At 66.5% G+C, this 13,130-nt stretch carries 15 protein-coding genes; 9 read left to right on the plus strand and 6 right to left on the minus strand.

Annotated features, from left to right (window positions below):
• Window positions 1–9: 9 nt before the first annotated feature.
• Window positions 10–603, plus strand: coding sequence for a uracil-DNA glycosylase family protein (locus tag GKC28_RS08620; protein ID WP_174146617.1), 594 nt, complete (start codon window positions 10–12; stop codon window positions 601–603).
• A complete protein-coding gene (locus GKC28_RS08625; protein WP_174146501.1) occupies window positions 600–1,391 on the plus strand; it encodes an SseB family protein in 792 nt (263 codons plus the stop codon). Before GKC28_RS08620 ends, GKC28_RS08625 begins: the two co-directional genes overlap by 4 nt.
• A 234-nt stretch (window positions 1,392–1,625) precedes the next feature.
• Here the strand turns inward: GKC28_RS08625 and yghU are convergent, their stop codons facing one another.
• Window positions 1,626–2,501, minus strand: a complete 876-nt coding sequence (gene yghU, locus GKC28_RS08630; RefSeq protein ID WP_174146502.1) for a glutathione-dependent disulfide-bond oxidoreductase — start codon at window positions 2,499–2,501, stop codon at window positions 1,626–1,628.
• A gap of 272 nt (window positions 2,502–2,773) precedes the next feature.
• Here yghU and GKC28_RS08635 point away from each other — a divergent pair, with 272 nt between their 5' ends.
• A complete protein-coding gene (locus GKC28_RS08635) occupies window positions 2,774–3,292 on the plus strand; it encodes a YHS domain-containing (seleno)protein (RefSeq protein ID WP_174146503.1) in 519 nt (172 codons plus the stop codon).
• An 82-nt stretch (window positions 3,293–3,374) separates the two neighbouring features.
• Here the strand turns inward: GKC28_RS08635 and GKC28_RS08640 are convergent, their stop codons facing one another.
• On the minus strand, window positions 3,375–3,770 hold the full coding sequence (locus GKC28_RS08640; protein ID WP_174146504.1) for a cupin domain-containing protein: 396 nt from the start codon (window positions 3,768–3,770) through the stop codon (window positions 3,375–3,377).
• A 269-nt stretch (window positions 3,771–4,039) separates the two neighbouring features.
• Window positions 4,040–4,903, minus strand: a complete 864-nt coding sequence (locus GKC28_RS08645) for an AraC family transcriptional regulator (RefSeq protein WP_174146505.1) — start codon at window positions 4,901–4,903, stop codon at window positions 4,040–4,042.
• A 101-nt stretch (window positions 4,904–5,004) separates the two neighbouring features.
• Between GKC28_RS08645 and GKC28_RS08650 the strand changes: the two genes are divergently transcribed.
• Together GKC28_RS08650 and GKC28_RS08655 are read left to right on the plus strand one after the other, a co-directional pair.
• The gene (locus tag GKC28_RS08650; protein ID WP_174146506.1) at window positions 5,005–5,421 is read left to right on the plus strand and encodes a cupin domain-containing protein; all 417 of its coding nucleotides are present in this window, start codon (window positions 5,005–5,007) and stop codon (window positions 5,419–5,421) included.
• Complete coding sequence (locus GKC28_RS08655; protein WP_174146507.1) at window positions 5,414–5,821, plus strand: DUF2000 family protein; 408 nt, start codon at window positions 5,414–5,416, stop codon at window positions 5,819–5,821. Before GKC28_RS08650 ends, GKC28_RS08655 begins: the two co-directional genes overlap by 8 nt.
• Before the next feature lie 73 nt (window positions 5,822–5,894).
• On the opposite strand, the gene GKC28_RS08660 is transcribed toward GKC28_RS08655, so the two are convergent.
• Window positions 5,895–6,491: a GcrA family cell cycle regulator gene (locus tag GKC28_RS08660; RefSeq protein WP_174146508.1), complete on the minus strand. Its 597-nt coding sequence runs from the start codon at window positions 6,489–6,491 to the stop codon at window positions 5,895–5,897.
• Window positions 6,492–6,652: 161 nt separating this feature from the next.
• Here GKC28_RS08660 and GKC28_RS08665 point away from each other — a divergent pair, with 161 nt between their 5' ends.
• Window positions 6,653–7,465, plus strand: coding sequence for an ABC transporter permease (locus GKC28_RS08665; protein WP_174146509.1), 813 nt, complete (start codon window positions 6,653–6,655; stop codon window positions 7,463–7,465).
• 5 nt (window positions 7,466–7,470) lie between these two features.
• Here GKC28_RS08665 and GKC28_RS08670 read toward each other — a convergent pair whose 3' ends face one another.
• Window positions 7,471–8,709, minus strand: coding sequence for an MFS transporter (locus GKC28_RS08670; RefSeq protein WP_174146510.1), 1,239 nt, complete (start codon window positions 8,707–8,709; stop codon window positions 7,471–7,473).
• A gap of 131 nt (window positions 8,710–8,840) precedes the next feature.
• A complete protein-coding gene (locus tag GKC28_RS08675) occupies window positions 8,841–9,752 on the minus strand; it encodes a DMT family transporter (RefSeq protein ID WP_174146511.1) in 912 nt (303 codons plus the stop codon).
• 409 nt (window positions 9,753–10,161) lie between these two features.
• On the opposite strand from GKC28_RS08675, the gene GKC28_RS08680 reads away from it, so the two are divergent.
• From GKC28_RS08680 to GKC28_RS08690, 3 genes are all read left to right on the plus strand, one after another.
• On the plus strand, window positions 10,162–11,337 hold the full coding sequence (locus GKC28_RS08680; RefSeq protein WP_174146512.1) for an aspartate aminotransferase family protein: 1,176 nt from the start codon (window positions 10,162–10,164) through the stop codon (window positions 11,335–11,337).
• A 79-nt stretch (window positions 11,338–11,416) separates the two neighbouring features.
• Entirely contained in the window at window positions 11,417–12,343 is a 927-nt protein-coding gene (gene argF, locus GKC28_RS08685; RefSeq protein ID WP_174146513.1) for an ornithine carbamoyltransferase, read from the plus strand.
• 164 nt (window positions 12,344–12,507) lie between these two features.
• Window positions 12,508–13,083 (plus strand): isochorismatase family protein, encoded by a 576-nt coding sequence (locus GKC28_RS08690; protein WP_174146514.1) that lies wholly within the window; start codon window positions 12,508–12,510, stop codon window positions 13,081–13,083.
• Window positions 13,084–13,130: the final 47 nt, after the last annotated feature.

Raw genomic sequence — 13,130 nt, forward strand, 5'->3', positions numbered from 1 at the left:
TCCGAAACAATTGAAAGCAGCCGGCGGCTGAAGGAGCAGATTCGCAACTGCCGGATCTGCGCAGAGCGATTTGCCGCCACCGCCACCGCGCATGAGCCCCGCCCGGTGGTGTGGTTCCGCCCCTCCGCCCGCATCCTGATTGCAGGACAGGCGCCGGGGCTGCGGGTGCACGGCAGCGGCAGGCCTTTCACCGACCCCTCCGGCGACAGGCTGCGGGCCTGGCTGGGCCTGGCAGAGGCGGAATTCTATGACAAGAACCGCGTTGCGGTGGTGCCGATGGGGTTCTGCTTTCCGGGATACAACGACAAGAAAGCCGACCTGCCGCCGCCCGCCGTCTGCGGAAAAACCTGGCACCACCAGGTGATGGCGCATCTGCCGGATGTGCAGCTCAAGGTGCTGGTCGGTGCCCATGCGCAGCGCTATCACCTGGGGCTGAAAGGGCCGGTGACAGATGTTGTCCGCGGCTGGCGGGATCATGCGCCGCAGGTCTTCCCCTTGCCGCACCCGTCGTGGCGTAATACCGGATGGCTGAAGAAAAACCCCTGGTTCGAGGCGGAGCTGCTGCCGGTTCTGCAAGCCCGGGTGAAGGAGCTGATGCAATGACAGAGCAAACCCCGCTGGATCTGGCCCATGCCGCGATGGAGGCCACGCCGCAGGATGATGCCGCCCGGCTCCGGTTCTATGAGCGGCTGGCGGATGCCGAGCTTTTCCTGATGCTGTCGGAAGAGGCCGCGGGGGAGCAGATTTCGCCGGAGCTGTTCGAGACGCCGGAGGGCGCCTTTGTGCTGGTGTTCGACCGCGAGGAGCGGCTGGCGCAATTTGCCGGCAGGCCTGTGCCTTACGCGGCGCTGTCGGGCCGGATCGTTGCGCAGATGCTGGCCGGGCAGGGGATCGGGCTGGGGCTGAACCTGGAGGTGGCGCCGTCCGCCTTCCTGATCCCGGCGGAAGCCATCAGCTGGCTGCATCAGACCTTGGGCCACGCGCCGCAGGAGGTGGAGGCAGGCGTCACCGAATTCACCGCCCCCAAGGGCCTGCCGGAAGCGCTGCTGACCGCGCTGGACGCCAAGCTCGCCACCGCCGGCGGTCTGGCGGCGGCGGCCTATCTGGCCGGTGTGCGCTATGCCTCCGGCGGGCAGGGGCATTTGCTGGGCTTTGTCGGCGCCAAGGAGGCCGCGCAGGCCTCCTTGGCCAAGGCCGCCGGCGAGGCGCTCACCTTCTCAGGCATCGAGGCCGGGGCGATGGATGTCGGCTTCTTCGCGGCCGAGGACCCGGTGGCCGCCAGCCTGGCCCGGGTCGGCCTGCGCTTTGACCTGCCGCAGCCGAAGGCGCCGCAGGAAATGAAGCCGGTGAAGCCCGGCAGCGACCCGGAAAAGCCGCCGCGGCTGGTCTGACCGGGCGGGAGCGCTCCCGCCTGTTCCTGCACATCTTTTGGATGTGCGTCACAGTTGGGAGCGGCGCTGTGCTGCGCACAGCGCGGGTGCTCTTTTTCTGAGAAGCGTTCAAGAGCAGTTTTGCCCTTGAAGCGCCATATCGAGGGTGTATCCGCCTTTGACCGCCTCAAGGGGGAATCGCGCGTTGCGCGGCTGCTGGCGCAGCCCCTGATCCGGCCAAAGACGGGGGCTCGGTTACTCCGCCGCTTCCAGCTTGTCCTGAGTGCGGGTGTCGAAATCGCTGGCATCGTGGCGTTCATGCAGCTGCATGGCCGGATCGCCGGAGGTACGGTTCACCATGCGGCCGCGCTGCACCGCCGGGCGGGCGTCGATGGCCTTGGCCCAGCGGACCACGTTTTTGTAGCTGCCGGCATCCAGGAATTCGGCGGCATCGCCATAGTTGCGGCCCAGAACCAGCTGGCCGTACCAGGGCCAGATGGCGATGTCGGCAATGGTGTATTCGCTGCCTGCGACGAACTCATGCTCCGCCAGCTGCCGGTCCAGCACATCCAGCTGGCGCTTGGTTTCCATCGTGAAACGGTCGATCGGGTACTGGAATTTCTCCGGCGCATAGGCATAGAAATGACCGAAGCCGCCGCCCAGGTAGGGCGCGCTGCCCATCTGCCAGAACAGCCAGTTCAGGGTCTCGGTGCGGGCCGCGCCCTCCTTGGGCAGGAAGGCGCCGAACTTCTCCGCCAGATGCAGCAGGATCGAACCGCTCTCGAACACCCGCACCGGCTCCGCGCCGCTGCGGTCCAGGAGCGCCGGGATCTTGGAGTTCGGGTTCACCTCGACAAAGCCGGAGCCGAACTGGTCGCCGTCGCCGATCCTGATCAGCCAGGCGTCATATTCGGCACCCGCGTGGCCCGCCGCCAGCAGCTCCTCGAACATCACGGTGATCTTCACCCCGTTCGGCGTCGCCAGGGAGTAGAGCTGGAAGGGATGCTTGCCCGCGGGCAGCTCCTTGTCGTGGGTGGCACCGGCGATGGGGCGGTTGATGGAGGCAAACTCGCCGCCGTTCGCCTGTTCCCATTTCCAGACTTTCGGCGGGGTATAGGGGGTGTCGCTCATCTGTCGGCCTTGTCCTGATTGTTTCCTGTTGCGTTTCAATCGCACGCGCTGCGGCGACCGGTTCCGGCAGAGATAAGGGGATTTTCGGAAATTCCAATGACTGGAAGGTCTGCGCGCGGAAAATTTACAATGTGCTCACATCCTCTCGTCCGCGGACACAGAGCCGTGAGCCCCCCTTCGCATTTGCCGCCGGGGCGGTAATGTCGATGCCAAGGCCGGTGCAGCGAGCCGGTGCCCAAGTTGAAGCGATCACCGAGGAAAGGGATGATTTCATGAAGCGTCTTGTTTTTGCTGCTGCGGCAGCGCTGTCTTTTGCCCTGCCGGCCTTTGCCGGCGAGCAGTATGTCGACGGCACCGGCTATGCGGTTTCCGGCTATGACGTGGTGGCCTACCGCAGTCTGGAGATGAGCCCGGTCGGCACGCCGCAGACCGCCCCGGTGCGCGGCAGCACCGCGTTCACCGCGGACTACAACGGCGCAACCTGGGCCTTCGCTTCGGCTGAGAACCGCGACAAATTCCTGGAAAACCCGGCCTATTACGCGCCGCAGTATGACGGCCACTGCGCCTATGGCGTCTCCAAGGGCGGCAAGGTGCCGGCCAACCCGAACCTGTGGCGCATCGTCGATGACAAGCTGTACCTCAACATCACCGACGTCGTGGTCGGCTTCTGGGAAGAGGACATCCCCGGCAATATCACCCTGGCCGAAAGCAACTGGCCGGGGATCGAGGGGAAAGCAGCGTCGGACAGCGTGATCCCGAAATTCACCTCCGAAGGGCCGGTTGCCAACTGACGGCACAGATCCGCTGTCGCCGCCCCGGTTGCGCAGGCAGCAAGGGCGGCGTCCGGTCCCGGGCCGGTGCGGGGGAGGCGGATTAGTTGGCCACCATCAGCGGCTTGCCGGCCTCTCCGACCTGAAAGACAACGATCTTGGCCCGCTCCGAGGTGCTGGCGTTTGAGCCGACCATGCTGATGTTCGGCCTTTCATAAAACGCTTCGCCGGCGCTGTATTCGACAGGGTCTTCCCCGTCGACATCAATCTTCACCGTTCCTTCGATCACATAGACGAAGACGTGCCCTGGATGGTAATGATGCTCGGTTTCCCAGTCCGGGTCCACGTCGAAGACAACGATATTGGCTTCGGTTCCGGGCATACCTTCCAGCTCAGTCTTCAGAACCGGTTCCGATACGGTGTCGGCTGATGCCGGAGCAAGAGACAGGGCAATCGCTGCGCCAAGGGCGGCGCAGGCCGCGGATGCTGTGCGTTTCATGTTGGCCTCCTCGCTGTGTCAGGCCCGCCGCCGCCAGGGCGGTGGCGGACTTTGCTATGATACACTTTTTTGAGTGTTCCCGGGAGGCGGAGCACTGCAGCTGCTGTGTCTGGGCTTGCGGCTGAGGCCGAACAAGAAAAAGGCGCCCCTGCGGACACTTTCAATATTTCCAGCCGCCGGATGCGCTCAGCCGCGGCGCGCGGACACCGGCTGGAACACCACGCCCAAATGCGCCTTGCAATCGGGTTTGCCTTGCCGCCGCTCCTGTCTCACGCCACGGAAACCGGCCCCGGCGCCCGTGCAAGGCGGTCCCAGGCACCGGGGGCCATGCCATAGGCGGCCCGGAACTGGCGGGTGAGATGCGCCTGGTCGCTGAAACCGGCAAGGGCCGCGGCCTCAGCCAGGGCTGCACCGCGTGAGATTGCGGCGCGGGCGCGGTCCAGGCGGCGCAGGGTCAGGTAACGGTAGGGGCTGGTGCCGTAGGCAGCCCGGAACTGCCGGGCCAGGCTGTAGCGGTCCTGCTGGCAGACCTCCTCCAGTTCTTCGGAGCGGACCGTGCGCTCAGCATGGGCTTCAAGAAAATCCCGGGCCCGTTCCATTGCGCGCAGGTCCGGCCGCTTGCGCGGGCGCCCCCGGGCAGAGCGGTCATGGCACAACAGGCCTTCGGCCAGCACCGCAATCGCCTGATCCTGCTCCAGCGGCTCCAGCGGGCGGCTCAGGTCGCCGCAGGCGGCATGCAAGGCCGGCAGCAGCCGCTGGTCGGAAAACACGGCGTCCCTGACAAAGGGCAGGGCGGCGGCCTCCGGCCCCAGCGCCGCCCGGATCATGGCTGGGGCGACATAGATCATCCGGTAGCGGAAGCCATCCTCGCAGCCTGCCTGGCCGTCATGCAGCTCGTCCGGGTGAATGACCATGATCCGCCCGGCAGTGCTGTCGGTGCGGGCACCGCGGTAGCGGAAGCTCTGCACCCCCTGCAGCGTGTAGCCGATGGCATAGGTGTCATGCCGGTGCAGCGAATAGGCATGGCCGCCGAAAAAGGCCTCGATCCGCGCCAGCCCTTCCTGCCCGGGGGCCTCGCGCAGCCAGTCTTTTCTGCACGATCGTTCAAGACGCTGCGGGGGCTGCTTTGCCATAACAATTCCGGTTGGCGCGCGGTCCGGCCTGGGGGCCGGGATGCGCAATTCATGCAGCAAACTGGGGCTTTGGCCCCGGAAACGCAATAAGGAGCCCGTGAATGCCCCCGGCAAAACTCAATATCCTGGCTGCGGCGGACCGCCAGATTACCCGCACCTTCGATCCGCATATCGTGGCCGATGTGAACGGCAGCCAGGTCAAGGTGGCCAAGTTCGGCCCTGAATTCGACTGGCATGCCCACCCGGCAGAGGATGAGGCGTTTCTGGTGCTGCGCGGCGCGGTGGCGATTGATTTCCGCGACGGCGCGGTGGAGCTGGGCGCCGGGGATTTCCTGCTGGTGCCGCGCGGGGTGGAGCACCGTCCGCGCGCCCTGAGCGAAGCGCCGGTGGTGCTGATGTTCGAACCGGCGGGAACCCTGAACACCGGCGATGCGGTCAGCGGCCTGACCGTTGCCGAGCCCAGGCGGCTGCTGCCCCAGCGCCAGGGCGGCAGTCCGGAGGGCGCACAGGATGTTTGATACCAAGATCGCCATTGTGGTGCGCGAGGATCTGGCCGCGTGGCAGAAACTGAACGTTACCGCCTTTCTGGCCACCGGCCTGGCGGGTGCCAGCCCGGATCTAATCGGGGAGCCTTATCTGGACAGGGACGGCAACCGCTATGCGCCGCTGGCCATTCAGCCGATGATCGTGCTGGCCGCAGACGCGGGCAAGCTGAAAACCATCCACGGCCGGGCGCTGTCCCGCGGTGCTGAGGTTGCGCTGTATACCGAAGAGATGTTTGCCACCGGCCATGACGCGGCCAACCGCGCCGTGGTAGCGGAATATTCGGCGGCGGATCTCAATATCGTTGGCCTGGCTCTGCGGGCAGAACGGAAGGCGGCCGACAAGATCACCAAGGGCGCCCGGATGCACCCCTGAGGCGCTCGCAAAAGCAAAGCCCCGGCGCCTTTACCAGGCCCGGGGCTGATATTTGCTGGCAGCGTGCCGGACCTCAGCGGCGGCGGTCGCGGCGCGACGACATCGGCTGGAACGCCACGCCCACATGCGCCTCGCAATAGGGCTTGCCCTGCTGGGCGGGCAGGCCGCAGAACCAGAAGTCCTCGGTCGCCGGGTCGCCGACCGGCCATTTGCAGGTGCGCTCGGTCAGCTCCATCAGGCCCAGCTTCTTGGCCTTCTTCTCGATCTCATTGACCTTGGCAAGCGCCTCGGGGCTGATTTCATTGGCGGAGGGCTGCGGCGGCAGCGGCTGGCCGGCCGGGATGATCTGGCGGCGGGCAGGCGTTGCGGGCTTGGCGTCCCCTGCCGGCTGCGCCGCGGCCGGGCGGGCCGGTTCGGTCTTGGGCTGCGGCTTGGGCTTGGCTGCTGCGGCAGGTTTCGGCGCGGCGGCCGCGGGGGCTGCTGCCGGCTTTTCCTTGGGCTCGGCCGCCTTGGCGCCGCCGCTGTTGCGGTTGGACAGGCCGAGCCGGTGCACCTTGCCGATCACGGCGTTGCGGGTGACGCCGCCCAGTTCCTTGGCGATCTGGCTGGCCGACTGGCCCTCGCCCCACATTTTCTTGAGCAGTTCGACGCGCTCGTCTGTCCAGGACATCTGTTGCCTTTCCAAGCTAATAGCGGCCCCAGGGGTTCTGCGGCCGCCATCATATTCCGTGTGATCGCCCTATTCTAATCACTGCGGGCGGAGTTACAAGGCATCTTGCGCCTATTGCCTCAGCCGTTATGCAGTCAGGCCAAGGAAATTCAGGGGGCAGCATGGCAGACCAGGGCTATCAGGTGGAATTGGGCGCGCGCCGCTTCGGGCGGGTGAACTGGCTGGGGCTCAAGGCGCTGGCCTGGCGCGAGGTGAAGCGGTTCCTGGCGGTCTGGACCCAGACCCTGCTGGCGCCGCTGGTGACCGCGGCGCTGTTCCTGATGATCTTCAACATCGCCATCGGGCCGAAGCGCGGCGACGTGATGGGGGTGCCCTTCCTGACCTTCCTGGCGCCGGGCATCATGATGATGACGGTGATCCAGAACGCCTTTGCAAACACTTCATCCTCCATCGTTATTGCCAAGGTGCAGGGCAATATCGTCGACACGCTGATGCCGCCCCTGTCGGGGCTGGAGATCCTGCTGGGCTATCTGGCAGGCGCGGTGGCGCGCGGCACGCTGGTGGCGCTGGGCATCGGGCTGGGGCTGATGGCGGTGCTGCAGATCGTGCCCGCGCATCCCGTAACGGCGCTGCTGTTCATCGTGCTGGGGGCGGCGTTCCTGGGCGGCCTGGGCATCGTCGCCGGCGTGTTCGCGGACAAGTTCGACCAGATGGCGGCGATCACCAATTTTATCGTGACGCCCTTGGCCTTCCTCTCCGGCACTTTTTACTCGGTGGAGGCGCTGCCGCCGGTTCTCAAGGTGATCTCGCACCTGAACCCGGTGTTCTACCTGATCGACGGTGTGCGATTCGGGGTGATCGGCACCTCCGACAGCCCGCCGTTGCTGGGGCTGGCAGTGTGCAGCGGCGCCACCTTTGCCGTCTGCCTGCTGGCCTGGGGGATGCTGCGCACCGGCTACCGGCTGAAACCCTGACGCCGCTATTCCGCAGGCAGCGCGCCGTCCGCGGGCGGGGACTCCAGCTTCTTGCGCCCCAGCCGCGGATGCAGCTTGCCCGCCAGCAGCGCGGCATAGGCGGCCGCCGCGGCCCCCGCCGCAAAGATCCCGGCCAGCGGCGACACCATCAGCACCAGCCAGGCGGCCCCCGGCGTCAGGATGCCGGAGATGTCCCGGTAGCTGGAATAGACCGCCGACATCTCGGTGCGCTCCGAGGGTTTCACCGCCATCAGGAAGGGCAGCCCGCCGCAGATATCCAAGAGGATCAGCGCCGCGGACCCGGCCATCAGCAAGGCCACGGAGACATCGGGCCAGCCCTGCAGCGCTGCTGCGGCGCCGAAACAGGCCGTAACGGCCAGAAACCCCGTGCGCACCGCGAAGCGGATCGAATGCCGCTGCACCCAGCGCTGCAGCAGCGGCGCGGCAAACAGGCTGGCGTTGGTCACTGACAGCAGGATGCCGCCGAGTTCCTGCCCCAGCCCCTTTTCGATGGCAAAGATCGGCAGGTAGACCACATAGATCCACCAGCCGGAGGAGCGGATCACCGCAAACAGGAAGCCGGTGATCAGCCGCGGCTGCTCCAGGAACCGCGGCAGGTATTTCAGCGGGTTGGAGGCCGGGCCGCGGGCGCGGGCGATCTGCTTGCCGTTGCCCATCCGCATCCACCAGAAGGCCGCCAGCATCATGAGCGCCGCCGCGGCGGAGATCAGGAAGGGGGCGGGCGCCCAGACCTCCAGCAGCAGCACGCCGGCCATCGGCCCGGCGGTCCAGCCAAGCGCCGAATAGAACATGCGCGAGGTCTCGCATTTGCCCAGCTCGACCCGGGAAATATAATCGAGCACATAGGCGTTGAAGCAGATGAAGGTGGTGACCGCCGCCACCGTGTTGAGCGCCAGCGCCGCAAGCACCGAGGCGGGGCTGCCTTCGATCGCCAGGGCTGCCGAGGCCACGAACATCAGGGCGCCCAGGCTGTAGGCCCAGCGGCGCGGCACCAGCCGGATCAGCGCGGGCACCATCAGCCCGGCCAGCAGCGACAGGATGCCAACCGCGAAATAGGAGGCCGAGACCAGCCCGGCATCCCCCAGCGCCCGGTACATGATCAGCGGAAACACCGAAATCAGGATGCCGCGCACCACTGCCTCAAGCCCCGCCAGGATCCCGAAATCCCGGACCGAGGGCATCGGCGTGTGGCGCAGCCAATCGGGGATTCGCCTTTCGTGCATCTGTTTTCTCCTGTCCTGCTAACAGGCAGGGTGGCGCGCCGGGCAGGCGGAAATTGCCGGTTTTCGACCTCGGCGTCGCCGCCGGGCCATTGGAATGAAATAACTTTTCGTGGGGACGGTTCGGGCGCGGGCTATTTCACCGCAGCCGCCGCGCGGCCTGCAGGCGGCCGCACCCGGCCTTCGCGCCAGGCCAGAATGGCGGCGCCCGCCAGGATGATGCAAGCACCGAGGAAGGAGATGGCGTCCGGCACCGCGCCAAAGCCCAGGAAGTCGTAAAGTGCGGCAAACACCAGCGTGGCATAGCTGAACGGTGCCACGAAGGAGGCATCGGCCCGCGCCATGCCGTTGATGAAACAGGCCTGGGCACAGGCCATCAGGAGGCCCAGCGCCGCCAGCGCTGCCCATTGCGCCGGGCTGGGCATCTGCCAGACCGGCAGCACCGCGCAGCTGGCAATCATCATCCCCAAAAGGTTGTTGAACCACAGCACCTGCAGCGGCCCTTCGCGGCCCGCCAGCTTCTTGATGAAAATCAGCTCCAGCCCCATCACCGCCGCCGCCCCCAGGGCCAGCAGTGCGGCGGGCTGAAAACTGGCAGGGGTGGGGCGCAGCAGGATCATCGCGCCGATCATCGCAACCAGCGCCGCGCCCCAGCGCCAGGGGCCGACCCGTTCACCCAGGAGCGGGATCGCCAGCAGCATGCCGAAGACCGGGTTCAGGAAGGTGATCGCGGTGGCATCGGCCAGCGGAATATAGGCCACCGAGGCAAACATCAGCGTGACCCCGGCCCAGCCGAAGGTGGTGCGCCCGATGTGATAGCCCCAGTGCGGGCGGATGAAGCGCGGGCGCAGGATCAGCACGGCGGTTGAAATCGCCATGAAGGCAAACAGGAAGCGCCCGTGGCTGATCTGCAGCGGGTGCAGCGGCGCGCCCAGGCTCTCGGTTCCCAGCGCCTTGGCCATCAGGGTGGTGCCCGCAATGAATGTGGTTGCCGCCAGGATCAGGGCGGCGGCCAGGGCCGGGTTCTGCGGTGTGGCGATGCTCATGGCACAAGCGGTGCGGCAAGCCGCCGCGGGATGCAAGGGGAAAGGGGCCGGCCGGTGACGCAAAGTGACAGCATGGCAGGGGCGCTGCCCCTCTTGGCCTGGCGGCCAATTCACCCCGGAGTATTTCAGCAAAGAAGAAGGATCCGGGCGGAGGGCCGCGGCGAAACGGCGGGGCGGGCTGCACAAAAGGGGTTTTCTTTCCCTGAAACCTCCACTATGGAACCCGCCTATGATCAAACGCGCATATACCCCCGTTTCGCGACGCCGACGCCGCCTGGCGTGACCGGCCCTTGATCTAATGTGCCTGCCGTGCAGCACATCCCCCATCTGCAATCCATTGATCCACCGTTGACCCAAGGCCAGGCTTACGTCACAGCTTTGGCTTCCACCTTTGAAAAGGATGATCCCGATGATCCCGTCCGTTCTGCCGACCTACAACCGTGCACCGCTTGAGTTCGTCAAAGGCGAAGGCGCCTGGCTGACCACGGCGGACGGGCGCCGCTTTCTGGATCTGGGGTCGGGCATCGCGGTGAACGCGCTGGGCCATGCCCATCCGGCGCTGGTCGAGGCGCTGACATCGCAGGCGCAGAACCTGTGGCATGTCTCCAACCTCTACCAGATCCCGCAGCAGCAGGCGCTGGCGGACAAGCTGGTGGAGCATACCTTTGCCGACACCGTGTTCTTCACCAACTCCGGCACCGAGGCCTGCGAGCTGGCGGTGAAGATGGCGCGCAAGTATTTCTACGACAAAGGGCAGCCGGAGAAGGTGGAGATCATCACCTTCGACGGCTCCTTCCACGGCCGCTCCTCCGCGGGCATCGCCGCCGCGGGCTCCGAGAAAATGGTCAAGGGCTTCGGCCCGCTGCTGCCCGGTTTCGTGCATCTGACCTTCGGAGATCTAGACGGTGTGACCAATGCCATCTCGGAGAAAACCGCCGCGATCCTGATCGAGCCGGTGCAGGGAGAGGGCGGCATCCGCCCGGTCCCCGACGCAGAGCTGAAGGCGCTGCGGTCAATCTGCGATGAGCATGGCCTGCTGCTGATCCTGGATGAGGTGCAATGCGGCGTCGGGCGGACCGGCAAGCTGTTTGCCCATGAATGGGCGGGTATCACCCCGGACATCATGATGGTGGCCAAGGGCATCGGCGGCGGCTTCCCGCTGGGCGCGGTGCTGGCGACCGAAAATGCGGCCAGCGGCATGACCGCGGGTACCCATGGCTCCACCTATGGCGGCAACCCGCTGGGCTGCGCGGTGGGCTGCGCGGTGATGGATCACATTGCCGACGAGGCTTTCCTGGCCGAGGTGAACCGTAAGGCGGGCCTGCTGCGGCAGAAGCTGGAGGGGCTGGTGGCCGATCATCCGGAGGTGTTCGAGGAGGTCCGCGGTGCGGGCCTGATGCTGGGCCTCAAGTGCGCCGCGGCGAACGCCGACGTGGTGAAGGCAGGTTACGACAACGAGCTGATCACCGTGCCGGCTGCGGACAATGTGATCCGCCTGCTGCCGCCGCTGACCCTGACGGACGAGGACATCGCCGAGGCCGCCAGCCGCCTTGAAAAAACCGCCGCCCAGGTCGCCGCGGCCTGATCTTCACCTTTGCAGAAATACTCCCGGGGGTCCGGGGGCAGGCAGCCCCCGGCCTTCGCCAGAACAAAGCGATACGACCATGAACCATTTCCTCGATATCCATAAAACCGACCCCGCAGACCTGCGGGCGATCATCGACCAGGCCAAAGCCACCAAGCAGGCGCGCCTGGGCCGCCCCAAGGCGGCGCTGGATGATGAGCTGCCGCTGAAGGACCGGATGGTGGCGCTGATCTTCGAGAAGCCCTCGACCCGGACCCGGGTGTCCTTTGATGTCGGCGTGCGGCAGATGGGCGGCCAGACCATGGTGCTCAGCGGCAAGGACATGCAGCTGGGCCATGGCGAGACCATCGCCGACACCGCACGGGTGCTCAGCCGCTATGTCGACATGATCATGATCCGCACCTTTGACGAGACCGTGCTGACCGAGATGGCGGAATACTCGGACGTGCCGGTGATCAACGGCCTGACCGACCGCACCCACCCCTGCCAGATCATGGCCGACGTGCAGACCTACGAGGAGCACCGCGGCCCGATCAAGGGCAAGAAGGTGGTGTGGTGCGGCGACGGCAACAACGTCTGCGCCTCCTTCATCCATGCGGCCGGCCAGTTCGGCTTCGACCTCACCTTCACCGGGCCGGCGCAGCTGGACCCGGAGGAGGAGTTCATGGGGCTGGCGCGCAAGGCGGGCTCTAGGATCGTGGTCGAGCGCGATGCGGCCAAGGCCGTGGAAGGCGCCGACCTGGTGGTCGCCGACACCTGGGTGTCGATGCACGACAGCCAGTCCTCGAAAGAGCGCCGCCACAACATGCTGCGCCCTTATCAGGTCAACGATGCGCTGATGGCGCATGCCAAACCGGATGCGCTGTTCATGCACTGCCTGCCGGCCCACCGCGAGGAGGAGGTGACAAGCGCCGTGATGGACGGGCCGCAGTCGGTGATCTTCGACGAGGCGGAAAACCGTCTGCACGCGCAGAAGGCCATCATGCGCTGGTGCATGGGCGGCTGAGCCGCAGGCGGTATTTGATTTGGAAGGGCGCGCGCAGCCGGGGCTGATGCGCGCCTTTTTCATGCGGACAGCGCCCGTGACGCGGGGGCACCGGCTTTTGCGCTGGCCCTTGCCGCCGTGATCGGCAAACCTTCTGCCATGGATTTCACCGCAAGGATTTTCCCATGGACCGCAGCTCCGCCCTATTGATCGTCGACATGCAGCAGGAGATGGCCAATGTGGCCGCCTCGGGCCGTCCGCAGGCCAACCCGCAGGCGGAAGAGGTGGTGGCAGACCTGGCCGCGGCGTTCCGTGCGGCGGGGCTGCCGGTGGTGCATGTGATGCATGACGATCCGCGCCCCGAAAGCAAGTTCCGCCGCGATCTGCCCAGCGGCCAGCCCTTGCCCTGCGCCGTGCCGCAGGCGGGGGAGGCGGTGTTCTGGAAAACCGGCTCTTCCGGGTTCTGCGGCACCGGGCTGGATCGCCATCTGCGGGACGCGGGTATCACCCGGCTGGTGATCGTTGGCGGCGTGGCGGCGTTCTGCGTCAACTCGACCGCGCGCTCTGCCGCCAATCTGGGGTTCGGCGTCGAGGTCGCGGAGGACGCGCTGATCGCCTTTGACATGCCCGCGCGCAACGGCGGCATGCTGGACGCAGGGACCGTTCTGGAGGTCACCCTGTCGGCCCTTCACGCTGGCTTTGGCAAGGTGGTCACGGCGGCGGATGTGCTTGCGCAGCTGCCCGCCGGGGCAGAGGCCTGACAAGGCCGCCAGCCACGGCCGGCTCCCATTACCCCTTGTGCCGGCAC

The sequence above is a fragment of the Leisingera sp. ANG59 genome, from assembly GCF_013317235.1.
GTDB lineage: Bacteria > Pseudomonadota > Alphaproteobacteria > Rhodobacterales > Rhodobacteraceae > Leisingera.